General features: G+C 63.0%; 28 protein-coding genes. 17 read left to right on the top strand and 11 right to left on the bottom strand.

Going from position 1 to position 24,151, the window contains the following annotated elements:
• Positions 1-10 precede the first annotated feature (10 nt).
• Positions 11-736 carry an ABC transporter permease subunit gene (locus CO670_RS01630; protein WP_097588666.1) on the bottom strand — a complete coding sequence of 242 codons (726 nt, stop codon included), beginning with the start codon at positions 734-736 and terminating at the stop codon, positions 11-13.
• Positions 737-841: 105 nt separating this feature from the next.
• The gene (locus CO670_RS01625; protein WP_097588665.1) at positions 842-1,684 is read right to left on the bottom strand and encodes a transporter substrate-binding domain-containing protein; all 843 of its coding nucleotides are present in this window, start codon (positions 1,682-1,684) and stop codon (positions 842-844) included.
• 195 nt (positions 1,685-1,879) lie between these two features.
• Here CO670_RS01625 and hutC (CO670_RS01620) point away from each other — a divergent pair, with 195 nt between their 5' ends.
• Positions 1,880-2,635 carry a histidine utilization repressor gene (gene hutC, locus CO670_RS01620; RefSeq protein ID WP_097588664.1) on the top strand — a complete coding sequence of 252 codons (756 nt, stop codon included), beginning with the start codon at positions 1,880-1,882 and terminating at the stop codon, positions 2,633-2,635.
• Between the two features lie 26 nt (positions 2,636-2,661).
• Here the strand turns inward: hutC (CO670_RS01620) and hutC (CO670_RS01615) are convergent, their stop codons facing one another.
• Entirely contained in the window at positions 2,662-3,384 is a 723-nt protein-coding gene (gene hutC / locus CO670_RS01615; protein ID WP_097588663.1) for a histidine utilization repressor, read from the bottom strand.
• Between the two features lie 60 nt (positions 3,385-3,444).
• Complete coding sequence (locus CO670_RS01610; protein WP_097588662.1) at positions 3,445-4,791, bottom strand: formimidoylglutamate deiminase; 1,347 nt, start codon at positions 4,789-4,791, stop codon at positions 3,445-3,447.
• Positions 4,792-4,913: 122 nt separating this feature from the next.
• Between CO670_RS01610 and hutI the strand changes: the two genes are divergently transcribed.
• From hutI to CO670_RS01580, 6 genes are all read left to right on the top strand, one after another.
• On the top strand, positions 4,914-6,176 hold the full coding sequence (gene hutI / locus CO670_RS01605; protein ID WP_097588661.1) for an imidazolonepropionase: 1,263 nt from the start codon (positions 4,914-4,916) through the stop codon (positions 6,174-6,176).
• Positions 6,173-7,708: a histidine ammonia-lyase gene (hutH, locus tag CO670_RS01600; RefSeq protein WP_097588660.1), complete on the top strand. Its 1,536-nt coding sequence runs from the start codon at positions 6,173-6,175 to the stop codon at positions 7,706-7,708. Before hutI ends, hutH begins: the two co-directional genes overlap by 4 nt.
• A gap of 183 nt (positions 7,709-7,891) precedes the next feature.
• Positions 7,892-8,695: an N-formylglutamate deformylase gene (gene hutG / locus CO670_RS01595; protein ID WP_097588659.1), complete on the top strand. Its 804-nt coding sequence runs from the start codon at positions 7,892-7,894 to the stop codon at positions 8,693-8,695.
• Between the two features lie 24 nt (positions 8,696-8,719).
• Entirely contained in the window at positions 8,720-10,393 is a 1,674-nt protein-coding gene (hutU, locus tag CO670_RS01590) for a urocanate hydratase (protein WP_097588658.1), read from the top strand.
• A gap of 6 nt (positions 10,394-10,399) precedes the next feature.
• Positions 10,400-10,975 (top strand): HutD family protein, encoded by a 576-nt coding sequence (locus CO670_RS01585; RefSeq protein ID WP_097588657.1) that lies wholly within the window; start codon positions 10,400-10,402, stop codon positions 10,973-10,975.
• Between the two features lie 175 nt (positions 10,976-11,150).
• Entirely contained in the window at positions 11,151-11,780 is a 630-nt protein-coding gene (locus CO670_RS01580) for a J domain-containing protein (RefSeq protein ID WP_097588656.1), read from the top strand.
• A gap of 12 nt (positions 11,781-11,792) precedes the next feature.
• Here the strand turns inward: CO670_RS01580 and CO670_RS01575 are convergent, their stop codons facing one another.
• Together CO670_RS01575 and CO670_RS01570 are read right to left on the bottom strand one after the other, a co-directional pair.
• On the bottom strand, positions 11,793-12,494 hold the full coding sequence (locus tag CO670_RS01575) for a DUF899 family protein (protein ID WP_097588655.1): 702 nt from the start codon (positions 12,492-12,494) through the stop codon (positions 11,793-11,795).
• A 519-nt stretch (positions 12,495-13,013) separates the two neighbouring features.
• Positions 13,014-13,196, bottom strand: a complete 183-nt coding sequence (locus CO670_RS01570; protein ID WP_097588654.1) for a hypothetical protein — start codon at positions 13,194-13,196, stop codon at positions 13,014-13,016.
• Between the two features lie 69 nt (positions 13,197-13,265).
• Between CO670_RS01570 and CO670_RS01565 the strand changes: the two genes are divergently transcribed.
• The gene (locus CO670_RS01565; protein ID WP_097588739.1) at positions 13,266-13,907 is read left to right on the top strand and encodes an alpha/beta fold hydrolase; all 642 of its coding nucleotides are present in this window, start codon (positions 13,266-13,268) and stop codon (positions 13,905-13,907) included.
• A gap of 16 nt (positions 13,908-13,923) precedes the next feature.
• Here the strand turns inward: CO670_RS01565 and CO670_RS01560 are convergent, their stop codons facing one another.
• From CO670_RS01560 to pcaQ, 3 genes are all read right to left on the bottom strand, one after another.
• Positions 13,924-14,595 carry an RES family NAD+ phosphorylase gene (locus CO670_RS01560; protein ID WP_097588653.1) on the bottom strand — a complete coding sequence of 224 codons (672 nt, stop codon included), beginning with the start codon at positions 14,593-14,595 and terminating at the stop codon, positions 13,924-13,926.
• Positions 14,592-15,116: an MbcA/ParS/Xre antitoxin family protein gene (locus tag CO670_RS01555; RefSeq protein ID WP_097588652.1), complete on the bottom strand. Its 525-nt coding sequence runs from the start codon at positions 15,114-15,116 to the stop codon at positions 14,592-14,594. Before CO670_RS01555 ends, CO670_RS01560 begins: the two co-directional genes overlap by 4 nt.
• Positions 15,117-15,237: 121 nt before the next feature.
• A complete protein-coding gene (gene pcaQ, locus CO670_RS01550; RefSeq protein WP_097588651.1) occupies positions 15,238-16,164 on the bottom strand; it encodes a pca operon transcription factor PcaQ in 927 nt (308 codons plus the stop codon).
• 94 nt (positions 16,165-16,258) lie between these two features.
• On the opposite strand from pcaQ, the gene pcaD reads away from it, so the two are divergent.
• The 5 genes from pcaD to CO670_RS01525 all read left to right on the top strand — a co-directional run bounded on the left by pcaD (position 16,259) and on the right by CO670_RS01525 (position 20,086).
• Positions 16,259-17,068: a 3-oxoadipate enol-lactonase gene (pcaD, locus tag CO670_RS01545; RefSeq protein ID WP_097588650.1), complete on the top strand. Its 810-nt coding sequence runs from the start codon at positions 16,259-16,261 to the stop codon at positions 17,066-17,068.
• The gene (pcaC, locus tag CO670_RS01540; RefSeq protein ID WP_088676240.1) at positions 17,065-17,469 is read left to right on the top strand and encodes a 4-carboxymuconolactone decarboxylase; all 405 of its coding nucleotides are present in this window, start codon (positions 17,065-17,067) and stop codon (positions 17,467-17,469) included. Before pcaD ends, pcaC begins: the two co-directional genes overlap by 4 nt.
• Positions 17,470-17,479: 10 nt before the next feature.
• A complete protein-coding gene (gene pcaH / locus CO670_RS01535) occupies positions 17,480-18,229 on the top strand; it encodes a protocatechuate 3,4-dioxygenase subunit beta (protein WP_097588649.1) in 750 nt (249 codons plus the stop codon).
• Between the two features lie 2 nt (positions 18,230-18,231).
• Positions 18,232-18,843 carry a protocatechuate 3,4-dioxygenase subunit alpha gene (gene pcaG, locus CO670_RS01530; protein WP_097588648.1) on the top strand — a complete coding sequence of 204 codons (612 nt, stop codon included), beginning with the start codon at positions 18,232-18,234 and terminating at the stop codon, positions 18,841-18,843.
• A gap of 196 nt (positions 18,844-19,039) precedes the next feature.
• Positions 19,040-20,086: a 3-carboxy-cis,cis-muconate cycloisomerase gene (locus tag CO670_RS01525; RefSeq protein ID WP_097588647.1), complete on the top strand. Its 1,047-nt coding sequence runs from the start codon at positions 19,040-19,042 to the stop codon at positions 20,084-20,086.
• On the opposite strand, the gene CO670_RS01520 is transcribed toward CO670_RS01525, so the two are convergent.
• Positions 20,083-20,406: a DNA-binding transcriptional regulator gene (locus CO670_RS01520; protein ID WP_088689771.1), complete on the bottom strand. Its 324-nt coding sequence runs from the start codon at positions 20,404-20,406 to the stop codon at positions 20,083-20,085. The two genes, CO670_RS01525 and CO670_RS01520, sit on opposite strands and share 4 nt — an antisense overlap.
• Complete coding sequence (locus CO670_RS01515) at positions 20,390-20,755, bottom strand: type II toxin-antitoxin system RelE/ParE family toxin (protein WP_097588646.1); 366 nt, start codon at positions 20,753-20,755, stop codon at positions 20,390-20,392. Before CO670_RS01515 ends, CO670_RS01520 begins: the two co-directional genes overlap by 17 nt.
• A 62-nt stretch (positions 20,756-20,817) precedes the next feature.
• Between CO670_RS01515 and CO670_RS01510 the strand changes: the two genes are divergently transcribed.
• The 4 genes from CO670_RS01510 to CO670_RS01495 all read left to right on the top strand — a co-directional run bounded on the left by CO670_RS01510 (position 20,818) and on the right by CO670_RS01495 (position 24,148).
• The gene (locus tag CO670_RS01510; RefSeq protein ID WP_097588738.1) at positions 20,818-21,585 is read left to right on the top strand and encodes an SDR family oxidoreductase; all 768 of its coding nucleotides are present in this window, start codon (positions 20,818-20,820) and stop codon (positions 21,583-21,585) included.
• Between the two features lie 303 nt (positions 21,586-21,888).
• Positions 21,889-22,719, top strand: coding sequence for an MBL fold metallo-hydrolase (locus CO670_RS01505; protein ID WP_088676244.1), 831 nt, complete (start codon positions 21,889-21,891; stop codon positions 22,717-22,719).
• A gap of 125 nt (positions 22,720-22,844) precedes the next feature.
• Entirely contained in the window at positions 22,845-23,219 is a 375-nt protein-coding gene (locus tag CO670_RS01500) for a GFA family protein (RefSeq protein WP_097588645.1), read from the top strand.
• Positions 23,220-23,278: 59 nt separating this feature from the next.
• Positions 23,279-24,148 carry an alpha/beta hydrolase gene (locus tag CO670_RS01495; RefSeq protein WP_097588644.1) on the top strand — a complete coding sequence of 290 codons (870 nt, stop codon included), beginning with the start codon at positions 23,279-23,281 and terminating at the stop codon, positions 24,146-24,148.
• The last annotated feature ends 3 nt before the right edge of the window (positions 24,149-24,151 follow it).

Raw genomic sequence — 24,151 nt, 5'->3', positions numbered from 1 at the left:
CGTCGCCTCCTTACGCCTGGCCCATGGCGGATGCCGGCATGCTGCGGTTGGCGCGTCGTTCCGCACCGTTGAAGATGCGGTCCGAAAGGCTGGTCAGGATCAGATAGAGGCAGCCGCCGGCGATGAAGAACAGGAAATATTGCCGCGTCGAACCCGCCGCCACTTGGCTGGTGCGCATCAGTTCGGCAAGGCCGGTGACGGAGATCAGCGCCGAATCCTTGAGGCTGAGCTGCCAGACATTGCCGAGGCCGGGAATGGCCAGCCGCAGCACCTGCGGCATGATGATGCGGCGAAAGCGCATGGCACGATGCATGCCGATCGCCGAGGCCGCTTCGAGCTCACCCTTGGAAATGGCCAGGAACGCACCGCGGAACACTTCTGCCTGATAGGCGCCGGAGATGATGCCGACGGCAAGCGCGCCGGCGGCAAAGGACGGCAGGCCGAGGAACCCTTCGTAACCCATCGCCTTGCCGATCGAGGTCACGGCCGAAGAACCGCCGAAATAGATGAGATAGATGATCAGCAATTCCGGCACGCCGCGGAACACTGTCGTATAGACATTGCCGAGCGCCACGAAGATGGGATTGCCGGAGAGTTTCGCACCCGCCACGATCGCGCCCAGCACCGCGCCGATCGCAAGCGCCGTCGCGGTGACGGCCAGCGTCATCAAGGCGGCGAAAATGAGCAGCGCGCCCCATCCCGTCGAGCCGAAGCCAAGCAGTTCCAAACTTGCCATATCGTCCGTTCCCCGTCCGCGGCAGTGTTTTGTGGATTGACAATAACACGCAGTCTCCGGCGATAAAGCCGGAGACCCGTGTCTGCGGCCGAAAGGCCGAAACGCTTACTGCTGCGGGCTGACGTCCATCTTGAACCACTTCATCGAGAGGTCCTTGACCGTGCCGTCGGCAAGCGCCGACTTGATCGCCACGTTGAACTTGTCGCGCAGGTCCGTATCGGCCTTGCGCAGTCCAAGGCCTTCGCCCTCGCCCCAGATCGGGCCGACGATCTCCGGACCGGTGAAGGCAAGCGCGCCGTTGGCGGTCTGGAAGGCATTGGCGAAATAGACGGCGTCATCGAAGCCGAGGTCGATACGGCCGTTCTGCAGGTCGAGGTCACGGTCGGCGCCGGTCTTGTATTCGCGGATCTCGGCAATGTCGCCGAAGTTGTCATAGACGAACTTGGCGTAGACGGTGGCCGCCTGGATGCCGATCGTCTTGCCCTTGAAGAGTTCCTTCAGCGCGTCGATCTCCTTCACGCCGGTCTGGCCGGGCGTCATCTTGATCGTGGCGCCGGTGCCGGCGGCGTTGGCCACCGGGCTGTCCTTGGCCGTGGCGAAGGCAGCGGGCGTGGCGGCATAGGGAATGGTGAAGTCGATGATCTGCTTGCGCTCTTCGGTGATCGACAGCGCATCCATGATGACATCGAACTTGCCGGCGTTGAGCGCCGGGATCATGCCGTCCCAGTCGGAAGCGACGAGCGTGCATTCGATTTTGGCGCGCTCGCAGAGCACCTTGGCAAGCTCCGGCTCGAAGCCGCCGAGCGTGCCGTCGGCATTGGTGAGGTTCCACGGCGCATAGGCGCCTTCGAGCGTGATGGTGGCCTTCGTCCAGTCCTTGGCGAAGGCGGGCGCTGCAAAGGTAGAAAGGGCGGCGACGCCGCAAAACAGAATGGCGCTGAATTTCATCGATGAATTCTCCTCTGATGTTGAAACTGACCGTGCGGCACCATCGCCGATCTTCGCCGGCTTGCCCTCTCAGCCCTATTTATCTCTCAAGGACCGATTGGTAGGTTGTATATGGTACCATATGAGATATTTTGTGATATGCAAGAGGAAAGTCGGTTTATGTGGCGAATTCCATTCGTGCAAAAGGAATAGGCAATGAAGCGTTCCGGGGAGATGAAGCGCGAGCTGGCGGGAAATGACAGCACGCCCCTTTATGCCGGCGTCAAACAGGTGATCCTCGACCGCATCCATAGCGGCGAATGGCCGCCGAAATATCGGGTGCCGTCGGAAAACGAGCTGGTGGTCGAGCTCGGCGTCAGCAAGATGACCGCCAACCGGGCGCTGCGCGAACTCGCCAATGAAGGCGAGCTCGTCCGCATCCAGGGCGTCGGTTCGTTCGTTGCCGAGCGCAAGGGCTATTCGGCGCTGTTCGAGGTGCGCAACATTGCCGAGGAAATCGCCGAGCGCGGCCATGAGCACCAGGCGTCGGTCGTCGTTCTGGCCCGGGAAACGGCGTCTCCGGAGGTGGCGGACGCGCTGGAGCTTCCCATCGGCGCGGCGGTTTTTCACTCGCTGATCGTGCACAGCGAGAACGGCGTCCCGGTGCAGATCGAGGACCGCTTCGTTCATCCCGAGGCCGCTCCCGAATATCTCGAGCAGGATTTCACGACGCTGACGCCGAACGCCTATCTGACGGCGGCGGCGCCACTCAGCGGCTCCGAGCACGTGGTCGAGGCGGCGATGCCGCAGGCCTGGGAATGCAAACTGCTGACCATCCTGAAGACCGAGCCGTGCCTGACGATCCGGCGGCGCACATGGTCGGCAAAACAGGTGGTCTCGACCGCCCGCCTCGTCTATCCCGGCTATCGCTATCGGCTGGAAGCGCGCAGCGGCAAGATGTTCGAAGAGTAAAACACCGGATATCTTGTATATGGAACCTACTGCGACGCCGGCGTAAAACGCGCCACCAGCGCATGACGATCGCCGGGATAGGTGAAGCGAACATGCGTGACCGGCCCGGCGCCGCTCCAGGTGCGGCGTTCGACGACGAGGCAGGCGGTGTTTCGCGCAATGTCGAGGGCAGCCGCCACTTCGGCAGTCGCCGAAATGGCATGGATCCGGTGCTCGGCGGCACTCCACGGCACCTGATTGAGCAGCCAGGGTCCCGGCGCCACCGCCAGGAAGTCGGCATCGGCAGCCTCCGGCACGGTCTCGAGGCTGATCAGCCGCTCCTCCAGGCAGAAGGGCCGCATGCCGGCATTATGGATGCAGACCACCTCGACGACCGAGGAGGCGGCCGGCAGTTCCAGCCGGCGGCTGTCTTCCGCCTTGGCCTTGCGGCTCACTTTCTTCGAAACCGCATAGGAATAAGGCAGGTTCAGCGACTGCACCTCGGCCTTGATGTCGTGGATTTCGAGAATGGCCGATTGCGCCTGCGGCTGGGTGACGAAACTGCCGGATTTCTTGCGGCGCTCGATGAGGCCGGCCTTTGCGAGTTGGGTCAACACCTTGTTCACCGTCATGCGGGAACAGTCATACTGGGTGGCGAGATCGACCTCGAAGGGAATGCGATGCCCCGGCGGCCATTCGCCCGAGACGATACGGCCCTCGATCTCGCCCAGGATGCGCTGGTGCAAGGTGGGATCCCTGCTTTGGTTCATCGCCACGTTCCGATTGGTCCCCCGATCTAAATCCAATACCCGGCTGTGAAAAGCTCTTTTTCAGGCAGCCAGCAATTCGCCCATCGCGGCAAGGAAACGGCGGTCGATCGCCTCGCGCTTGAGATGACGGCCGCCTTCCACCTGCTTGCGGCCGCGCGCCCAGACGCAATCGACGGAAACGCCGCCGGCAAACAGCCAGTGATCGAGGATCTGATCGCCGGAGAGATAGGGAACGGCCGAAATATCGAGCGAAACGAGATCGGCGTGATGGCCTTCGGCGAGACCGGCCGGGGCCTTGAGCGCCGCGCCGCCGCCGGCAAGCGCCTCTGTGAACAGACGAAGCGCCGTCGAGCCGCCGGGGGCTGCGACGACGTTGCGGGCGCGCAGCGCCAGGCGCTGCGAATATTCGAGCTGGCGCAGTTCCTCCGGCACCGAGATCAGCACGTTGGAATCCGAACCGATTCCGTAACGTCCGCCTTCTTCGAGGAAAAGCGGCGCGGCAAAGGCCCCGTCGCCGAGATTGGCTTCGGTGATCGGGCAGAGGCCGGCTATCGCTCCGCTCTTCGCCATCCGCCGCGTCTCGTCCTCGGTCATATGCGTCGCATGGATCAGGCACCAGCGCTCATCCACAGACATATGATCGAGCAGCCATTCGACCGGCCGTGCGCCTGACCAGGCAACGCAGTCCTCGACCTCCTTCACCTGCTCGGCGACATGGATGTGGATCGGCCCGTCGCCCGCCATCGGCACGAGCTTCGCCAATTCCTCAGGCGTTGCGGCGCGCAGGCTGTGCGGCGCGAGCCCGAGTTCGGCGCCGTCGAGCCGGCCGGTCACCGCCCGGCATCCGTCCATCAGCTTCTCGAAGCTATCGAGTGAATTGATGAAGCGCCGCTGGCCGTCGATCGGCGCTGCACCGCCGAAGCCGGAATGGGCATAGAAGACCGGCAGCAGGGTCAGGCCGATGCCGGTCTCTTCGCTTGCCGCGCCGATGCGCTCGGCAAGCTCGGCAATATTGGCGTAGGCCGCACCGTCCTTGTCATGATGGAGATAGTGGAACTCGCCGACGCGCGAAAAGCCCGCCTCGAGCATCTCCGTATAGAGCTTGGCCGCGACCGCCTCGACATGCTCCGGCATCATCGCCAGGGCGAACTTGTACATGACGGTGCGCCAGCTCCAGAAGCTGTCGTTTGCCGGGCCGCGCACTTCGGCAAGACCTGCCATCGCCCGCTGGAAGGCGTGGCTGTGCAGATTGCCCATGGCAGGAACGATCAGAGCATGGCGCTCATCGCCGGCCTCCGGAGAAACGCCCGCTGCCAGCCGCGTGATGCGTCCGGCTTCGAGCGTCAGCCGCACATTCTTCTGCCAGCCTTGCGGCGTCAGCGCCATGCCTGCGTGAAGTGTGGTCATGAACTTTCCCTTCCTCCTGCCGCGCCGCCGATCTTTCTTTTCCAGAAAAGCGCGCAAAATTTCTCTTGTCACCTGTCGATTATGTATATACATGTTTTGGCATAAGGAAAGGCGCAAAGCTGATGACCGGGAACAATTTTTCTGAACGTACCCCATCCGCCGAGGCAAGGCCGGTGCTCTGGCGCAAGGCGCGGCTGGCGACCCTCAGGCCTGACAAAGCAGGGCTCGGCATCATCGAAAAGGGCGCCTTGCTCACTGAAAGCGGCCGCATCGCCTTTGCCGGTGCCGAAAGCGAGCTGCCGGCATCGGCCATCGAACGATCCGAGATCGTCGATCTCGAAGGCCGCTGGGTGACGCCCGGCCTCGTCGACTGCCACACCCATATCGTTCACGGCGGCAATCGCGCCCGCGAGTTCGAGATGCGCCTGGAGGGCGCGACCTATGAGGAGATCGCACGCGCCGGCGGCGGCATCGTCTCCTCGGTCAAGGCGACCAATGCGCTGTCGGTCGAAGAACTCGTCGCCGAGGCCCTGCCGCGGCTCGACACTTTGCTTGCCGAAGGCGTGACCACGATCGAGATCAAATCCGGCTATGGGCTGAGCAGGCTCGGCGAAGTGAAGATGCTGCAGGGCGCCCGCCTTCTCGGCCACATCAGGCCGATCCGGGTCGCCACCAGCTATCTCGGCGCCCATGCGACGCCGGTGGAGTACAAGGGCCGCAACGGCGACTATCTCGACGATGTCGTGCTGCCCGGCCTTGATGACGTGCATAATCTCGGCCTGGCCGATGCCGTCGACGGCTTCTGTGAAGGCATCGCCTTTTCCACGACCGAGATCGCCCTCGTCTTCGACAAGGCGAAGGCGCTCGGCCTGCCGGTCAAGCTGCATGCCGAGCAGCTCTCCAATCTCGGCGGCGCCAAGCTGGCGGCCGCCTATGGCGCGCTTTCCGCCGATCATCTCGAATATCTCGACGCGGACGGCGTTGCCGCGATGGCTGCCGCCGGCACTGTCGCCGTGCTGCTGCCCGGCGCCTTCTACGCCATCCATGAGAAGCAGAAGCCGCCGGTAGACGCGCTGCGCCGGGCCGGCGTGCCGATCGCGATCGCCACCGATTGCAATCCTGGCACCTCGCCGCTCACCTCGATGCTGCTGACCATGAACATGTCGGCGACGCTTTTCGGCCTCACCGTCGAGGAATGCATCGCCGGCGCCACCCGCGAGGGCGCCCGCGCGCTCGGCCTCATCGGCGAGACCGGAACGCTCGAAGCCGGCAAGTCGGCCGACCTTGCCGTCTGGGATGTCGAGAGCCTCGCCGAGCTCGTCTACCGCATCGGCTTCAACCCACTTCATGCACGCGTCTTCAAGGGCGAAAGGAACGGCCGATGACCATTACGCTCCACCCGGGCTCCGTCTCGCTTAAGGATCTCGAGATCATTTACTGGACGGGTGAGCCGGCAAGGCTCGATCCCGCCTTCGATGCCGGCATCGCCAAGGCCGCCGCCCGCATCGCCGAGATCGCCGCCGGCAATGCGCCGGTCTATGGCATCAACACCGGCTTCGGCAAACTGGCTTCGATCAAGATCGACAGCGCCGATGTCGCCACGCTGCAGCGCAATCTCATCCTGTCGCATTGCTGCGGCGTCGGTGCGCCGCTGCCGGAAAATATCGTCCGGCTGATCATGGCGCTGAAGCTGGTCTCGCTCGGCCGCGGCGCCTCCGGCGTGCGGCTGGAGCTGGTGCGCCTGATCGAAGGCATGCTCGACAAGGGCGTCATCCCGCTGATTCCGGAAAAGGGCTCGGTCGGCGCCTCCGGCGATCTCGCCCCGCTCGCCCATTTCGCGGCGGTGATGATGGGCGAAGCCGAAGCCTTCTTCGCCGGAGAACGTCTGTCAGGCGCCGAAGCCCTTGCAAGGGCCGGGCTGAAGCCGGTCGTGCTCGCCGCCAAGGAGGGCCTGGCGCTGATCAACGGCACGCAGACCTCGACGGCGCTGGCGCTCGCCGGCCTTTTCCGCGCGCATCGTGCCGCGCAGTCGGCGCTCATCACCGGCGCCATGTCGACCGATGCGGCGATGGGCTCTTCGGCGCCCTTCCACGCCGATATCCATACACTGCGCGGCCATAAGGGACAGATCGATACCGCAGCCGCGCTTCGCGCCCTGCTCGAAAGCTCCGTCATCCGCCAGAGCCATATCGAGGGCGACGAGCGCGTGCAGGATCCCTATTGCATCCGCTGCCAGCCGCAGGTCGACGGGGCCTGCCTTGATCTCCTGCGCTCGGTCGCCCGCACGCTCGAAATCGAGGCTAATGCCGTCACCGACAATCCGCTGGTTCTGTCGGACAACTCAGTCGTCTCGGGCGGCAATTTCCACGCCGAACCGGTCGCCTTCGCCGCCGACCAGATCGCGCTCGCCATCTGCGAGATCGGCGCCATCTCGCAGCGCCGCATCGCGCTGCTGGTCGATCCGACGCTGTCCTATGGCCTGCCGGCCTTCCTCGCCAAGAGGCCCGGCCTGAATTCCGGCCTGATGATCGCCGAAGTCACCTCGGCGGCGCTGATGTCTGAGAATAAGCAGATGTCGCACCCCGCCTCGGTCGATTCGACGCCGACCTCGGCCAACCAGGAAGACCATGTCTCGATGGCCTGCCACGGCGCCCGCCGCCTTCTGCAGATGACCGAAAACCTGTTTTCCATCATCGGCATCGAGGCGCTGACCGCCGCCCAAGGCGTCGAACTGCGCGCGCCGCTGTCGACGAGCCCGGAGCTTTTGAAGGCAATCGCCGCGATCCGCGGCAAGGTGCCGAGCCTCGACGTCGACCGCTACATGGCAAACGACCTCGCCGCCGCCGCCGAACTGGTGGCGACGGGGGCGCTGAATGCTGCTGTTTCATCGGGCATCCTGCCGGTTTTGGAGGGTTGAGATGACAGGCAAAGAAAAAGTCCCCTCCCCAACCCCTCCCCACAAGGGGGAGGGGCTTAACCTGCGGCCCTCGCCGTATTCACTCTTGAGCGCAGCATATGCAGCCGGCTTGTTGTTTTGCGAGCCGGTGCCACAGCTTAGTCCCTCCCCCTTGTGGGGAGGGGTTGGGGAGGGGTTTTTGCCATGACCACACCATACGAAATCCACCAGGGCACCTCCCCCGTCATCCTCGCTTTCCCCCACACCGGCACCGAGGTCCCGCCCGCGATCTACGACCGCCTCAACGACAACGGCCGGATCCTCGCCGATACCGACTGGCACATCCACGAGCTCTATGCCGGGCTGCTCGATGACGCCACGACCGTGCGCGCCACCTTCCACCGCTACGTGATCGACGCCAACCGCGATCCGGCCGGTGTCAGCCTCTATCCCGGCCAGAACACCACTGGCCTCGTTCCGGAAACGGATTTCGACGGCAAGGCGATCTGGAAGGATGGGCAGGCGCCCGATGCGGCCGATATCGCAGCGCGGCTCCGGGACTTTCATGCGCCCTATCATGCGGCGCTTGCCGCCGAGATCGAGCGCGTCAGAGCGATCCACGGTGTCGCGATCCTCTATGATTGCCACTCGATCCGCTCGCACATTCCCTTCCTCTTCGAAGGCAAGCTGCCGGATTTCAACATCGGCACCGACATGGGCAAGACCTGCGACGGCGCCATCGAGCAGGCGACGCTGACCGTCGTCGAAGCCGCAGAAGGCTATGACAGCGTGCTCAACGGCCGCTTCAAAGGCGGCTGGACGACCCGCCATTACGGCAAGCCGGAGACCGGCGTGCATGCGATCCAGATGGAGCTCGCGCAATCGACCCATCTGCAGACGGAAGCGCCGCCCTTTGCCTACGACACCGCTAGAGCGGACCGGCTTCGCAGCCATCTCAAAGACATTCTGGTGCGCATCGAGCAGATCGCACCCGGCCTGAAACGATAACGATCACTCGACAGGGGAACCGCCATGAGCAATCCACGCCATAACATCCGCGAAATCCGCGCACCCCGCGGCAACGAGCTCAATGCCAAGAGCTGGATGACCGAAGCGCCGCTGCGCATGCTGATGAACAATCTCGATCCCGATGTCGCGGAAAATCCGAACGAGCTCGTCGTCTATGGCGGCATCGGCCGCGCCGCCCGCACCTGGGAGGATTTCGACCGCATCGTCGCGACGCTGAAGACGCTGACGGAAGAAGAAACCCTGCTGGTGCAATCCGGCAAGCCGGTCGGCGTCTTCCGTACCCACAAGGATGCGCCGCGCGTGCTGATCGCCAATTCCAACCTCGTGCCGCATTGGGCGACCTGGGATCATTTCAACGAGCTGGATAAGAAGGGCCTTGCCATGTACGGCCAGATGACGGCCGGCTCGTGGATCTATATCGGCACGCAGGGCATCGTGCAGGGCACCTACGAGACCTTCGTCGAGGCCGGCCGTCAGCATTACGGCGGCAATCTCAAGGGCAAATGGATCCTGACCGGCGGCCTTGGCGGCATGGGCGGCGCCCAGCCGCTCGCCGCCGTCATGGCCGGCGCCTGCTGCCTTGCCGTCGAATGCAATCCTGACTCGATCGATTTCCGCCTGCGCACCCGCTATCTCGACGCCAAGGCCGAGACGCTCGACGAAGCGCTCGAGATGATCGACCGCTGGACCAAGGCCGGCGAAGCCAAGTCCGTCGGCCTGCTCGGCAATGCCGCCGAAATCCTGCCGGAAATGGTCCGCCGCGGCATCCGCCCCGATATCGTCACCGACCAGACCTCGGCGCATGACCCGATCAACGGCTACCTGCCGAAGGGCTGGACGATGGCCGAATGGAAGGCCAAGCGCGAAAGCGATCCGAAGGCGGTGGAAAAGGCGGCGCGCGCCTCGATGCGCGAACATGTCGAAGCGATGATCGCCTTCTGGGACGCCGGCATTCCGACCCTCGACTACGGCAACAATATCCGTCAGGTCGCCAAGGACGAAGGCCTCGAAAACGCCTTCGCCTTCCCGGGCTTCGTGCCGGCCTATATAAGACCGCTGTTCTGCCGCGGCGTCGGCCCCTTCCGCTGGGCCGCCCTGTCGGGCAATCCGGAGGATATCTACAAGACCGACGCCAAGGTGAAGGAACTGCTGCCCGACAACAAGCATCTGCACAATTGGCTCGATATGGCCAGGGAGCGCATTTCCTTCCAGGGCCTGCCGGCGCGCATCTGCTGGGTCGGTCTCGGCGATCGCCACCGCCTGGCTCTGGCCTTCAATGAAATGGTCAAAAACGGCGAGCTTTCGGCTCCGATCGTCATCGGCCGCGACCATCTCGACTCGGGCTCCGTCGCCTCGCCGAACCGCGAAACGGAAGCGATGAAGGACGGCTCCGACGCCGTCTCCGACTGGCCGCTGCTGAACGCCCTGCTCAACACCGCCTCGGGCGCCACCTGGGTATCGCTGCATCACGGCGGCGGCGTCGGCATGGGCTTCTCCCAGCATTCGGGCGTCGTCATCTGTGCCGATGGTACCGACGATGCGGCCAAGCGCCTCGAGCGGGTACTCTGGAACGACCCGGCGACCGGCGTCATGCGCCACGCCGATGCCGGCTACGACATCGCCCTCGACTGCGCCCGGGACAAGGGCCTGCGCCTGCCCGGCATTCTCGGGAACTGAGGCCGCATGCGGATCCTGCGCGCCAGCGATCATAAGCGCATGCCGTGGAAAAACGGCGGCGGCGAAACGGTGGAGATCGCCGTTTCGCCCGAAGAGGCCGGCCTTGCCGGCTTCGACTGGCGCGTCAGCATGGCGACCGTCGCAACGGACGGACCGTTTTCGATCTTTCCCGGCATCGACCGCACGCTTGTGATTCTCGACGGCAACGGCATGGTGCTCGACATCGAAGGCAGCGCACCGGTACTGCTGACGGTGGCGAGCGATCCGCTCGCCTTCCCGGCCGATATCCCGGTCGGAGCCAGGCTTCAGGACGGCGCGATCACCGATCTCAACGTCATGACGCGCCGCGGAGGGCTCGCCCATACGCTCAGCCGGATCGAACTCGACGGCAGCAGCAGCATGGGGCTTCCAGCACCGACATGCCTGTTGCTCTGCCACAGCGGCGCATTGTCATTCCGGCGGGGCGATGAGACCGGCGCGCTGGCAGCCGGCGATGCGTTGCTGATCGAAAATGCGGCCGGAGCCGAACTTGAAATCGACGGCAACGCGAAATGTTATCTCGCCTCGATCACCGCCGGCTGATATTCCTGTAACATATTGGAAAACTACAGCAATATCCGGGTTTTGCAGGTGCCCACACCGTTCGATCTCATCTCGGGCCATGGACGTCATTCCCGCTTTCGGTCTAAACTTTGCCTTTGTGATGCAAAAGAAGACCTAGACTGCCCGCAGCTCCAGGGGCAGCAAGGGAGAAGGCGTGACGGATCCATACGAAATTCTCGGCGTTGACCGCGATGCGGACGAGGCAAAGCTGAAGGCCGCCTACCGGCGCCTCGCCAAGGTCGCCCACCCCGATTCAGGCGGCGATACGGACGCCTTCGCCAATTTGCAGAAGGCCTATGCGCTGCTTCTCGATCCCGTCCGCCGCAAGGTTTACGACGATACCGGCTACGACGTCGAATTCGCCGATGCGGCCGAGCTGCAGGCGCTTGTCATGATCGAGAAGCTCGTCACCGATGCGGTGCTCGACGAGCGGGCGCCGGGAAGTTTTGATCCCGTCGCGGTCATGCAGGACAGCCTCTCGGAGGAATTGCGCAAGGCGCGTTTCAGCAAGAGCGAACTGGAGCGTCACGCCGCGCGAATCGGGCTGCATCTGGAACGGCTCGAAAAACAGTCCGGCCGAGATGTGCTCGCTCACATGTTCCGCGCCCGCATCGAAGCGATCGGCAAGGCGGTCGCGGAAACCGAGGCGAAGATCAAGGCAGCGGAACGCGCCGCCGATATGCTCGCCGGTTATGTCTACGACGTCGATCCGTCACCGCTGCCGGAGGCCGCGGTCGCCAATCTCGAATGGATCGAGACCTCCAGAAACCGCTCCACCGGCTGACGGCCCACGGCCTCAATAAGACAGCTTCGGATACCAGTCCGGCGCCCGGCCTTCCGGCGTCGCGTCGAGCACGGTCCAGAGCGGCATCAGATCAGGCGCGCCGCGCGGATCCTCGCCGGGATCGGCCGTCGCCTCGCCCATCTCCTCGCTCCAGAAATGACGGATGGTGCCGTCGCGCCGCGTGAAGATGTTGAAGGCGGCGCCATCGCTGCCGTCCCTGCCGATCGCGTGATAATCGCGGCTGTATTCATCGGTCATATCCGAATAGAGCGGCAGGTGATGCCATCCGCGCTCCTTCTTGAAGGCGAGCAGCCTCTCGATCGGCGAGCGGGCGACGATGGCAAGCGCCACGCGCTGCTGCATATCGGGCACTTCACCGTCCCAGGCCGACAGCAGCGAGGTGCACATCGGGCATGGGCGCTCGCGTTCACGTCCGTACATGTAACTGTAGACGACGAGCGTGTCCTTGTCGGCGAAGAGCTCGCTGAAGGAGACTGGCCCATTGCTGCCTTCGAAACGATAATCTTTCTTCACCTCGCCGCCCGGCGGCAGTGCCCGGCGCTGTCTCGCCACGCGCTCGATGTGCCGGCGCAATTCGATCTCTTCGGCGAGCAGCGCATCGCGGGCGCTGCGATAGGCCTCGCTCTCATTGGGGAACCGAACGCCGTTCTTCGCCGCGAGCACGGCGGCGGGTACCAGATGCTGATTATCCATGACGATATCCTCCTTCTGTTGGCAGACGTGCTGAAATCGCAAAGGAATTTCGGCACATCATTGGAATGACGAACGACAGATGCGAAAATCGACAACAAGGCGCGAAAAATCCGCCTAGAACAGGATGATTTTAGACCCGGTCGGCCTAAAATCTGAATCCTGTTCTAAATTATAGAGTTAGAGCATGATGCCGAAAACCGCTCACACTTTTCGGCATCATGCTCTAGGCGGAGCCAAAAGCAAAAAGGGCGCTCGACCCTTTCGGGGAGCGCCCTTATCCTGTCGGACGGCGAACGGCTCGACGACGTCGATACCCCACGCATCCGTTTTTCAGGCAGGGCCGCTATATGTACCTTTTACGACCGGGTTTCAAGGGGCGTTCTGCACCCTAGAACAGGATGATTTTAGGCCCGGTTGGCCTGAAATCTGAATCCTGTTCTAAATTAAAGAGTTAGAGCATGATGTCGTCCGAAAACCGCCTACACTTTTCGGCATCATGCTCTAGTTTACGACCGGCCGCTAAAAGGCAACGCCGGTGACGGGATTGACCACCGGCCGCTCGCTTTTGTCCTTGACGCCGCCCGGCTGGACGACCGGCGTTGCCATGGATTCCGCGTCGGCAGGCTCCGGCTTTTCAGGAATGGGCCTGACATCGCGGGGGCGGCGCTGTTCGGGCTTTACGTTTGCATCATTCGTCGGCATGGTCCGTCTCCTTTCAAGGAAGAAGTCACGACCACCGACATGGTTCCGGTGACGGGATAGAGGATGCCGATGATGGACAGGTTTCTGCTGCAGGGGCCTTCGGATGCGCGCTTCACGATCCTTCTCGCGCATGGCGCCGGCGCGCCGATGGATTCTGCGTCGATGACATCCACGGCGGAGGCGCTTGCCGGCGCCGGCTTTCGTGTCGCCCGCTTCGAATTCGCCTATATGGCCGCCCGCCGCACCTCGGATGGCCGCAAGCCGCCGCCGCGCGCCGAAACGCTCAATCCAGAATATGAAGCAGCCATTGCCGAGCTCGGCGCCGGCGGCCCTCTGATCATCGGCGGCAAGTCGATGGGCGGCAGGGTTGCCAGCATGATCGCCGACGATCTGTATGACAGGGGAAAGATTGCCGGCCTGCTCTGCCTCGGCTATCCCTTTCATCCGCCCGGCCAGCCGGAGAAGCTGCGCACCGCCCATCTCGAGGGGCTGGCGACGCCCGCGCTGATCTGCCAGGGAACACGCGACGAATTCGGCACGCGGGACGAGGTGCCGGGCTACGATCTTTCCGACAGGATCGAGATACTCTGGCTCGAGGACGGCGACCATGACCTCAAGCCGCGCAAGAAGATCTCCGGTTTCTCCAGCGCCGATCACCTCGCCACGATGGCGAAGGCGGTAAGGGCGTGGGCCGACCGCCTGCCGGTTTGAAAACCGGATTGCGTCGTCAGGCCGCGAGTTTCCTGACGTCGATGCGGCGGTCGGTGGCCGAAACGGCAATTTCGAAATGATCGGCCTGCACGACGTCCCGAATGTTGCGCGGCCGGTGCGCGACGATATTCACCCCGCCTCTGAGCCGGACGCTGTCATAGAGGATGCCGGCGCCGCCTTTCGAACGCACCTGCTCGCCGAACACCTGCGACGCGGCGTAGCTGGTGCCGTCATAGATCTCGGGCCGCAGCGCCTGTTCTCTGCGAATATCGAGGTAGTCGCCAAGCAGAGTGGCCGCATAGCATCTGTAGGTGCGCGCCATCGCGGAGACCCCGCGCGCAACGGCCTCGCGCCGGAGATGATGGCCAACCTCGGCGGCGGCCGTCTTGAGATTGTCGGCCGCATACCAGGCGCCGAGATCGGGACCGTTGAACCGCATCCCACCGGGCGCGACATGCAGGAACGACGCCATCACGATACTGGCGTTCGGCATGCCATAGACCCACTCGTGTTGCGGAAGCCGCTGGATGCGATCGGCGACGAGGCGGTCGTTGGTCCAGCCGACAAGATCCATCACGGCATCGAGATCGGCCGCCCGCGTCACCGTGTCGAAAAGACCGATCGGCGGAAATTGCGACGGGATCAGCCGGTAGGACGGACGCGGCGCCTGGGCAAAACGGTCACTCACCGGAACACGATGTCCGCAGCTTCGTAGGGCGTGAATGCTTCGTCCAGCACATTCGGCTGCATATAGACACCGCCGCGGGCGCCATCGAGAAATCGCCGCACGGTCATCAGTCCGTCCTGGGTGCCGTTCGTCACCACGTCAAGCGGCGGCTGCCCGCCGAAAACCGGCGCCTTATGCGGCATGCGCAGCCAGGCGACGCCGGCGCGTTCGTCGGCAAAAAGCACACCGAGCGCCTGGTGGATGCCAAGCACGGCCGAGATCCGGGTCAGCGTATCGACATCCAGCGTGAAAGCGCCGTGCTCGCGCGCCTGCTTGGCCCAATTATGGTAGGTCGAGCGGGATGGATAACCGAGCACGAGCAGGCGCTGCTCTTCGGTGAGGCCCCAAAGATCGGCGATCGCCAGGAAGGTCCGCAATGCCGGCGCGCTCAGCCTCCTGCGGTTTGCCGGGGCGAAGCGCCCAGTATCCAGCCGCTGCGGCCCTTGGCCGTCCGCTTGCTCAGACTGTCTGGCATGCTGCATGAAGGCCTCCTGTCTTGAAATAGACTTAGTCCAAATCTGGGCATTCATCAAGCAAATTTAAAGGGTCGCCCGCCGAGAAAATATCCTGCGGACAGTAGGCCGCACAACCGCATCGTCCCGATCACGGTTTACCGGAAATTTCGCCCGCCGCTTCCCGGATCGTCTGCATCAGGATCGATTGCGGCAGCGACGGCGCCGCATCGGCTCGCATCGTCAATCCGACAGGTCCTTTGGTCTCGCCGGTATCGACCGGCAGAAGCGCCAGCAGCCCGTCGGCGACATCGTCGGCCACCACGCCGTTGGAAATGATCCAGATTGCGTCGCTTGCCCTCAGAAACGCGCGACCGAAGGAATCCGAAACCGTCTCGATCTGGTTCGGCAGGCTGGAAACGCCGTTGGCGATGAGGAAGTTCTCGACCACGGGCCGAATGATCGAACCTCGCGTCGGCATCAGCACGGTGTAATTGGCAAAACCGGCGAATGGCGATTGCCTGCCGTCGAGCAGCGGGTGGCCGGCGCGCACGGCAAACACCACCTGCTCGGAATAGAGATGCTCGAAGGAAAAGCCGGCCATCTTCTCGGCGCTTGCCAGACGGCCGACGACGATGTCGAGATCTCCGACGCGAAGCTGCTCCAAAAGAACGGCATTCTCGCCGGTGACGATCTTCACCCGGCTCAAGGTCTTTTCCTTGAGAAAAAGCTCCATCGCCCGCGGCATGATGCGCGACGACACTGTCGGCAGAGCGCCGATGCGGATCGGCGGAGCATCGGCGAACTGCTCCTGCGACACGGAATCGAGACCCTGGCGCAGCGCCGTCAGCGCCGCCCCGGCGTGGCGCAGGAAGACCTCGCCGTAGCGGGTGATCTTGATGCCCCGGCCGTCGCGCTCGAACACACCGACGCCAAGCACCTGCTCCAGTTCGCGGATGGTCTTCGTCACCGCCGGCTGGCTGACATGCAGCAGTTCGGCCGCCTTCATCACGCTCTTCTGCCGCGCCACCTCGACAAAGGTCTGCAGATGGCGAAACTTGACGCGGCTATCGATCATTGCTCGCATAACTCCAGGGTTATCGAAAACCCATTAAATATCATTTTACTTAACCGGATCAACCATTCAATTTCACCAGACAGGAGGAAGCGACGTGCAATTCGCCCGTATCAACGATGTGACGATCCACTATCAGGTCATCGGCGCGCCCGCTGACAGGCCGGTGATCGTCTTTATCAATTCGCTCGGAACGGATTTCCGCATCTGGCGCGATGTCGTGGTGCGGCTTGCCGGCGATTTCGCCATCGTGCTCTACGACAAGCGCGGCCACGGTCTTTCCGATGTCGGCCAGGTTCCCGCATCGATCGAGGACCACGCGACCGACCTTGCCGGCCTGCTCGATCTGCTGTCGGTGAAGGATGCCGTCATCTGTGGCCTCTCCGTCGGCGGCCTCATCGCCCAATCGCTCTACCAGCGCCGGCCGGATCTCGTCCGCGCGCTGATCCTCAGCGACACCGCCCATAAGATCGGCACGGCAGAAAGCTGGAATGCCCGCATTATGGCGGTCGAGAAGAACGGCATCGGCAGCATCGTCGACGCTGTCATGGAGCGCTGGTTCACGCCCGCCTTCCGCCGGCCGGAGAACACCGCTTATGCCGGTTACTGCAACATGCTGACGCGCCAGCCGGTCGAGGGCTACGTCGCCGCCTGTGCTGCGATCCGCGATGCCGATTTCACCGAAGCGGCCAAGACGATCTCTGTCCCGACGATCTGCATCGTCGGCGATCAGGACGGCTCCACCCCGCCCGACTTGGTGCTTTCGACCGCAAGACTCATTTCCGGCGCCCGTTACGAAGTCATCCCAGATTGTGCGCACATTCCCTGCGTCGAGCAGCCGGAGGCGCTGACGGCGATCATCCGCGCCTTCCTCACATCCCTTCCGCCTGGAGAAACCAACCGATGAACGAGACCGCGTCCTCCTCCGAGCGCTATCGGCAGGGCATGGCGACCCGCCGCGCCGTGCTCGGCGACGCCCATGTCGACCGCTCCTCAGCCGCCGCGACCGAATTCGACCGCCCCTTCCAGGAACTGATCACCGAAGCCGCCTGGGGCCATGTCTGGTCGCGCCCTGCCCTGACGAAGCGCGAGCGCTCGATCGTCACGATCGCCCTGCTTGCCGCTCTCGGCCAGGACGACGAGGTCGCCATGCATGTGCGCGCCACCGCCAACACCGGCGCATCGCGGGAAGACATCTGCGAGGCGCTGCTGCATGTCGCGATCTATGCCGGGGTTCCCGCCGCCAACCACGCGATCAAGATCGCCAAGCAGGCCTTTGAACAAATGGACGCCGAAAAGGCGGCCTGAGGGGGGAAAAATGTCCGAACTATTCAACCGCAAGCCCGAGACCGGCGCCTTCTTTGCCCGGGACCGCGCCTGGCATCCCCCGGCGTTCACCCCCGGCTACAAGACCTCGGTGCTGCGCTCGCCGCAGCGCGCGCTGCTCTCGCTCGACGGCACGATCTCCGAAATCACCGGCCCGGTCTTCGGCCATTCGATGATCGGCGAGCTCGACAACGACCTGATCCTGAATTACGCGCGCCCCGGCGAAAGCGCCATCGGCGAGCGCATCATCGTCCATGGCCGCGTGCTCGATGAGCGCGCCAAGCCGGTGGCCGGCGCGCTGGTCGAATTCTGGCAGGCCAATGCCGGCGGGCGCTATCGCCACAAGAAGGAAACCTATCTCGCGGCGATCGACCCGAATTTCGGCGGCTGCGGCCGCGCCATCACCGATGAGGAAGGCCGCTATCATTTCCGCACCATCCGCCCCGGCGCCTATCCCTGGCCGAACGGCGTCAACGACTGGCGCCCTGCCCATATCCATTTCTCGATCTTCGGCCATGGCTTTGCCCAGCGGCTGATCACCCAGATGTATTTCGAAGGCGATCCGATGATCTGGAAATGTCCGATCGTCGGCACGATCCCCGACAAGGCGGCGATCGAGCAGCTGATCGCGCCGCTCGACTGGGGCAACACGATCCCGATGGATTCGCGTGCCTATAAATTCGATATCGTGCTGCGCGGCCGCCGCTCGACGATGTTCGAAAACAGACTGGAGGGCAATTGACCATGCAAGAGCTCGGCTACCTCAAGGAAACCCCGTCGCAGACGGCAGGCCCTTACGTCCATATCGGCCTGACGCCGAATTTCTGCGACATAACAGGCGTCTACGACAGCGATCTCGGCACGGCGATGCTCAACGACAAGACGCTCGGCGAACGCATCACCGTCACCGGACGGATCTTCGACGGCGCCGGCGCACCGGTGCGCGACGCCGTCGTCGAGATCTGGCAGGCCGACAGCGCCGGTCTCTACAACAGCCCGTCGGAAATGCGTGGCGCCGCCGACCCGAATTTTTCAGGCTGGGGCCGCTGCCCGACCCGCGCCGAGGACGGCGTCTATAGCTTCGAGACCATCAAGCCAGGCCGGGTCCCTTTCAAGGACGGCCGCAGACAAGCCCCGCACATCAGCGTCTGGATCGTCGCCCGCGGCATCAATATCGGCCTGCACACGCGCATGTATTTCCCGGAGGAAGCGGAAGCCAATGCCGCCGATCCGCTACTGTCGCGCATCGAACATCGCGAGCGCGTCTCAACCATGATCGCCACCCGCGACGGCGCGACCTGCCATTTCGATGTCCATCTGCAGGGGCCGAAAGAGAGTGTGTTTCTGGATATCTGAGGGGCGCAACCAGCTTGTTCCCAAGGCTCTTGCGCAAATAGCCCCCTCACCCTACCCTCTCCCCGAGGGGAGAGGGGAACAGTGCCATACGAGATCGCCAGCTCATAAAGCGTCGAGGGCCGCCCCAAGTCCCTTCTCCCCTCGGGGAGAAGGTGGCGGCGGCCGGATGAGGGGGCGCAGTCACAAAGAGCAGACCATGACCGCATCGCCCTTCGACCACCCTTTCCTCTCCGGCCTTCTCGGCGACGATGAAATCGCGCCCTACTTCTCGGCCGAAGCCGATATTCGCGCCATGCTCTCCTTCGAAGCCGCGCTCGCCCGCGCCGAAGCCGCACACGGCCTCATTGCCGGCGAAGCCGCAAGGAAGATTGCCGAAGTCTGCGCCGGTTTTTCTCCGGATCTCGTCAGCCTTCGCTCGGCAACGGCGAAAGACGGTGTCGTCGTGCCCGACCTGGTCAAACAGCTCCGCGCTGAAGTCGGAGAGGAAGCGGCCAAAAGCCTTCATCTCGGCGCCACCAGCCAGGATGTCATCGACACCAGCCTGATGATCCGCTTGAAGGCCGTCACCTTCCAGTTTGCCGGCCGGATTTCCGCCATCCTCACTGGGCTCGACGCGCTCGAGCGCCGGTTCGGCGGCAACCGGCTGATGGGCCATACCCGCATGCAGGCGGCCATTCCGATCACTGTCTCCGACCGTCTCCATGCCTGGCGCGCGCCGCTCGCGACCTATCGCGACCGGCTGACTGAGCAGAGTTTTCCCGTCCAGTTCGGCGGCGCCGCCGGCACCCTCGATAAGTTCGGGCCGCAGGCCGCCGCCGTCCGCGCCTCGCTCGCCCAGGAACTCGGCCTTACCGATCAGCCGCATTGGCAGAGCGGGCGTCTGCCGATCGCCGACATCGCTGGCCTGTTCTCCTCGATCTCGGGCAGCCTCGGCAAGATGGGGCAGGATATCGCTCTGCTCGCCCAGGCCGGTGGCGAGATCGAACTCTCAGGCGGCGGCGCCTCCTCGGCCATGGCCCACAAGCAGAACCCAGTTTCCGCCGAAGTCCTGGTCTCGCTCGCCCGCTTCAACGCCACGGCGCTGTCCGGCATCCACCAGTCCCTCGTCCACGAACAGGAGCGCTCGGGCGCCGCTTGGACGCTCGAATGGCTGCTCCTGCCACAAATGGCGATGGCAACCGGCGCGAGCCTGCGGCTGGCAAAGGAGCTGACGACGAATATCAAGCGGCTTGGAACCGCCTAGCTCAGGACCTGGAGCCCGTGCTTCTGCACGATCGAGAGCAATTTCAGCGCAATTCCGCTGGGCCGCTTGGCGCCGCTTTCCCACTTCTGCACGGTGGATTCGCTGGTATTGAGATAGCGGGCGAAAACGGGTTGGCTGACATGATTGCTTTCCCGCAACGCCTTGATTTCTGCGGGATCGAGAGCGCCCGGCGAAGCGAGGCAGCTTTCATCGAAGGAGCGCATCGTTTCCTTGTCGATCGCTCCTATTTTATGGAGAGCCTCCGCGGACATGTGAATCGCTTCGAACGCATCGCTCTTGTACTTAAGGCTTTTTGCCATGTTCGATCTCCACAAAATGACCGATATCGATCAACTCCTGAAGCTGGTTATCGGAAAGACCAGCATATGATTTGGTAAGTCTGCGAAACTTCACAAGTTCGTCGTCTTCAATGTTGGCCCTATCCTTTTTGGCGAATAAATACTCGTAAACCCAAAATCGGCCAGCTTTCGCCAAGATGATCGACCGATGCTGGTTGTCGTTCAATCGCTTCTTGAATACGCCCCCGCCTAGATCATCGGCCTTGCCTTCCGCAACCTGCCTGATAGCTTTCAATAATTCGGAATCGGATATCCGCGCTTTGCGAGCCGCCTTGGTAAACCAACCGGTTTTAAATATCCGCTCCGCCATGACTCTAAGTAGCACCAGGTGCTATGTTTTTCAAGCTGATGTCCCAAGATGAGAACAGTCCCTTGACCTTTCCCCTTTTCGATCTTTCCGGCCGTCGCGCTCTCGTCACCGGCTCCAGCCAGGGTATCGGCCATGCGCTAGCGCTCGGGCTTGCCGAGCACGGCGCCTCCGTCATCATCAACGGACGCAATGCGCAGAAGGCGGAAGCCGCCGCCGAGAATATTCGCAGCCATAACCGCCATGCCGTCAGCGCCGCCTTCGACGTCACCGATGCCGAGGCGAGCCGCAGCGCCATCGCTTATATCGAGGCGGAAATCGGCCCGATCGACATCCTCGTCAACAATGCCGGCATGCAGTTCCGGACACCGCTGGAATCCTTCCCCGTCAACAAATGGGACGAAATCTTCAAGACCAACGTCTCCAGCCTGTTCTATGTCAGCCAGCCGGTCGCCCAGGCGATGATAGCGCGCGGCCGCGGCAAGATCATCAATATCGCCTCCGTTCAGGCCGAGCTCGCCCGTCCCGGCATCGCGCCCTATACCGCCACCAAAGGCGCGGTGAAGAACCTGACGCGCGGCATGGCGACCGACTGGGCGAAATACGGCCTGCAGGTCAATGCCATCGCGCCCGGCTATTTCAGGACGCCGCTCAACCAGGCGCTGGTCGACGATCCGAAATTCTCCGCCTGGCTGGAAACCCGCACGCCCGCCGGCCGCTGGGGCGAAGTGAAGGAGCTTGTCGGCGCGGCCGTCTTCCTCGCCTCAGACGCCTCTTCCTTCGTCAACGGCCATATGCTGATGATCGACGGCGGGATTACCGCTTCGCTTTAGGCGCTCGTCGGCAAGGATATGGCGGTGCGGCAGGGGGCGATTTGCTTTTTCAATCGCGCACAACCATCTAATAGGCATGATAACGGGAAAATGTCCCCGCCTACAGAAGCCCATTTACCGAAAACCAACCATACTGGGTTGCTTTCCGAGGCGAAAGCCGATTGCTTAGGAAAATGTACTTCTTCTTCCGCTAGCGGTTAGGAGAACGAAAGGGGACGCAGGCAAACCCGTGGAATTCTGCTGCTTCGCATCGGGAAGAACTATGGTTACGATGGCGATGCGGGAAGGCCGGTTTGAAGAACGATGACGACAGAACTGTTTCAAGTTAAATTTTGGGGCGTGCGCGGCAGTATTCCCGTGTCAGGTCCCGAGTTCGACCGCTACGGCGGTAACACATCCTGCATTGAGGTCCGCTGCGGAAAGCACCGGATGATCTTCGACGCCGGCTCCGGCCTGCGCGAGGCGGGCCTGTCGTTGCTCGCCGATGGCGTCAGCGATGTCGATCTCTTCTTCAGCCATTGCCATTACGACCACATTATCGGCCTGCCCTTCTTCAAGGCGATCTACTATCCCTCGATCAACGTCAACATCTGGTCCGGCCATCTCGACGGCAAGATGAGCACGCGGGAAATGGTCGAGCAGTTCATCAGCCCGCCGTGGTTTCCCGTCAAGACCGACATCTGTCAGGCGACGATGAACTTCCGCGACTTCCATCCCGGCCAGTCCCTGGCGCCGCATGAGGGCATCGAGATCAAGACTTTCATGCTCAACCATCCGGGCGGAGCCATCGGCTACCGCATCGAGTGGCAGGGCCGGTCGATCGCTCTCGTCTATGACATCGAACATATCCCGGGCAGCTACGATCCCGTTTCGCTGGAAATGATGCAGGGCGCCGATCTCGTCGTCTACGACTGCACCTACAATGAAGACGAGATGCAGCGCTTCAAGGGCTTCGGCCATTCGACCTGGCAGCACGGGACCGAGCTCGCCAAGATGGCGGGCGCCAAGCGCTTCGCCCTGTTCCACCACGCCCCTTCCCGCACGGATGAACAACTGGCCCAGATGGAAGCACAGGCGCAGGCCGCCTTCCCCGAAGCTTTTGCCGCGCGCGACAATCAGACCGTGGTGATCTAGCAGGCGGCCGCCGGCCGCCTTCACCTTGTTGATGCCGTGAAGCTCACGTGTGCCGTCGTGACGGAACCGATGCCGGGCCAGACCGTTCTCCTGTCAGCGCGAAATCAACAAAACAGGGATCGGTTATGGCCGTGCTTTCCGGAAAGTGCCTTTGCGGGCAGGTGCACGTTTCTGTTCGGGGCGAACCGCTACGCGTCGGAATCTGCCATTGCATGGATTGCAGGAAGGAAAGCGGCTCGGCCTTTACCTTCTATGGCGTCTGGCCCGCCGGCCAATTTGAGCATGCCGGGGAAACCGGCGAATTCCAGGGAAGGCGTTTCTGCCCCCGCTGCGGTTCGCGCCTGTTTTCCGCGGATGACAAGGAAGCGGAAATCAAGCTTGGCATGCTTTCGCAGGCTCCGACGCCTCTTGTTCCCAGCTACGAACTCTGGATCAAACGCCGCGAACCATGGCTGCGGCCGGTGGAAGGCGCCGCGCAATTTGAAGAGGACCGGAGGTAGGCTCACACCTCAAAGGCCTGCCCGAGGAAACCGAAGAACCGCTGAAGAGGAGATTCCCGATGGACACTCTCGTCCAGCATCGCCGGATCACCGTCGCAGGCATCGAGACCTTCTATCGCGAGGCCGGGCGGCAAGATGCCCCAGTCTTGCTGCTGCCGCACGGCTACCCCTGCTCGTCCTACGAATTCCGCAACCTCATGCCGCGTCTGGCCGACCGCTGGCGTCTGATTGCACCGGATTTCCCGGGCGCAGGCTATAGCGGTACGCCTGATGACTTCGACTACAGTTTCGATGGTTATGCCGCCTGGCTGGAGGCCTTTGTCGATGCAGTAAAAGTCGATCGTTTCGCGCTCTATCTCCACGATTTCGGATCGCCTATCGGCGCCCGGCTGGCAATCAGGACGCCTCGGCGCATCGTCGCACTCATCATCCAGAACGGCGATATTCCCTATGAGGATGCGCTTGGACCGAAATATGCGGATATCGAAACGACATGGACGCTTCCGCGGCCGGACATGAGGAAGGCGCTGGCAGAAGCCGTCAGCGAAGAGGCCTTCAAGGAGGAGTTTCTCAACGACCTGCCGCCCGCGCTTGCCGATACCATCCCGCCCGACCTCTGGAAGCTGCATTGGCCGCTGGTTACGCCGCGGCGCAAGGAAATTGCCGTGGACCTGATCGCCGGGTTGAAGGAGAACCGGGCCTGGTTCCCGGAACACCGGAAATACCTCAGGGAATACCGGCCTCCCACCCTGATCGTTTGGGGTCCCAACGACCACTACATGCCGGAAAAGTCGGCGCGGGCCTATCTGCGCGATCTCCCGGATGCCGAGCTCCATCTGCTCGGCGGCGGGCACTGGCTGCTCGAAACCCATCTCGATGAAGTCGTGGCGCTCATGCGGGAGTTCCTCGGGCGCGTTCACTCCGCCTAATCG

Source organism: Rhizobium sp. J15 (genome assembly GCF_002531825.1).
GTDB lineage: Bacteria > Pseudomonadota > Alphaproteobacteria > Rhizobiales > Rhizobiaceae > Rhizobium.
Note: the sequence above shows the minus strand (reverse complement) of the source record. Positions and strands in the feature narration are given on the sequence as shown.

Coding starts and splice junctions, on each gene's coding strand:
- CO670_RS01630 (WP_097588666.1), bottom strand. CDS start 736: ATGGCAAGTTTGGAACTGCTTGGCTTCGGCTCGACGGGATGGGGCGCG.
- CO670_RS01625 (WP_097588665.1), bottom strand. CDS start 1,684: ATGAAATTCAGCGCCATTCTGTTTTGCGGCGTCGCCGCCCTTTCTACC.
- hutC (WP_097588664.1), top strand. CDS start 1,880: ATGAAGCGTTCCGGGGAGATGAAGCGCGAGCTGGCGGGAAATGACAGC.
- hutC (WP_097588663.1), bottom strand. CDS start 3,384: ATGAACCAAAGCAGGGATCCCACCTTGCACCAGCGCATCCTGGGCGAG.
- CO670_RS01610 (WP_097588662.1), bottom strand. CDS start 4,791: ATGACCACACTTCACGCAGGCATGGCGCTGACGCCGCAAGGCTGGCAG.
- hutI (WP_097588661.1), top strand. CDS start 4,914: ATGACCGGGAACAATTTTTCTGAACGTACCCCATCCGCCGAGGCAAGG.
- hutH (WP_097588660.1), top strand. CDS start 6,173: ATGACCATTACGCTCCACCCGGGCTCCGTCTCGCTTAAGGATCTCGAG.
- hutG (WP_097588659.1), top strand. CDS start 7,892: ATGACCACACCATACGAAATCCACCAGGGCACCTCCCCCGTCATCCTC.
- hutU (WP_097588658.1), top strand. CDS start 8,720: ATGAGCAATCCACGCCATAACATCCGCGAAATCCGCGCACCCCGCGGC.
- CO670_RS01585 (WP_097588657.1), top strand. CDS start 10,400: ATGCGGATCCTGCGCGCCAGCGATCATAAGCGCATGCCGTGGAAAAAC.
- CO670_RS01575 (WP_097588655.1), bottom strand. CDS start 12,494: ATGGATAATCAGCATCTGGTACCCGCCGCCGTGCTCGCGGCGAAGAAC.
- CO670_RS01570 (WP_097588654.1), bottom strand. CDS start 13,196: ATGCCGACGAATGATGCAAACGTAAAGCCCGAACAGCGCCGCCCCCGC.
- CO670_RS01565 (WP_097588739.1), top strand. CDS start 13,266: ATGATGGACAGGTTTCTGCTGCAGGGGCCTTCGGATGCGCGCTTCACG.
- CO670_RS01555 (WP_097588652.1), bottom strand. CDS start 15,116: ATGCAGCATGCCAGACAGTCTGAGCAAGCGGACGGCCAAGGGCCGCAG.
- pcaQ (WP_097588651.1), bottom strand. CDS start 16,164: ATGATCGATAGCCGCGTCAAGTTTCGCCATCTGCAGACCTTTGTCGAG.
- pcaC (WP_088676240.1), top strand. CDS start 17,065: ATGAACGAGACCGCGTCCTCCTCCGAGCGCTATCGGCAGGGCATGGCG.
- pcaH (WP_097588649.1), top strand. CDS start 17,480: ATGTCCGAACTATTCAACCGCAAGCCCGAGACCGGCGCCTTCTTTGCC.
- pcaG (WP_097588648.1), top strand. CDS start 18,232: ATGCAAGAGCTCGGCTACCTCAAGGAAACCCCGTCGCAGACGGCAGGC.
- CO670_RS01525 (WP_097588647.1), top strand. CDS start 19,040: ATGACCGCATCGCCCTTCGACCACCCTTTCCTCTCCGGCCTTCTCGGC.
- CO670_RS01520 (WP_088689771.1), bottom strand. CDS start 20,406: ATGGCAAAAAGCCTTAAGTACAAGAGCGATGCGTTCGAAGCGATTCAC.
- CO670_RS01515 (WP_097588646.1), bottom strand. CDS start 20,755: ATGGCGGAGCGGATATTTAAAACCGGTTGGTTTACCAAGGCGGCTCGC.
- CO670_RS01505 (WP_088676244.1), top strand. CDS start 21,889: ATGACGACAGAACTGTTTCAAGTTAAATTTTGGGGCGTGCGCGGCAGT.
- CO670_RS01500 (WP_097588645.1), top strand. CDS start 22,845: ATGGCCGTGCTTTCCGGAAAGTGCCTTTGCGGGCAGGTGCACGTTTCT.
- CO670_RS01495 (WP_097588644.1), top strand. CDS start 23,279: ATGGACACTCTCGTCCAGCATCGCCGGATCACCGTCGCAGGCATCGAG.